The following is a 261-nucleotide window of genomic DNA, read 5'->3' as shown; positions in this document are numbered from 1 at the left end:
GGGCGAGGGTGGTGTGATCCCGGCCGATATCGAATGGCTCAAAGGGGTCCGCCGTATTACCGAGCAGGCCGGCGTTGCGCTGATCATCGACGAGATCCAGAGCGGCTTTGCCCGCACCGGGCGCATGTTCGCCTTCGAACATGCCGGCATCGTGCCGGACGTGGTCACCTTGTCCAAGGCCATTGGCGGCAGCCTGCCGCTGGCGGTGGTGGTGTACCGCGACTGGCTGGATACCTGGAAGCCGGGTGCGCATGCCGGTAC

General features: G+C 65.9%; 1 protein-coding gene. It reads left to right on the top strand.

The features are described 5' to 3' along the window. Positions 1-13: 13 nt before the first annotated feature. Positions 14-261, top strand: a 248-nt coding sequence (locus AC6UD2_RS06805) for an aminotransferase class III-fold pyridoxal phosphate-dependent enzyme (RefSeq protein ID WP_500698436.1), incomplete at its 3' end; no start/stop codon positions are given.

The sequence above is a fragment of the Fructilactobacillus sp. X2R5C2 genome (assembly GCF_059901375.1).
This window is presented reverse-complemented; position numbering and strand designations above follow the sequence as displayed.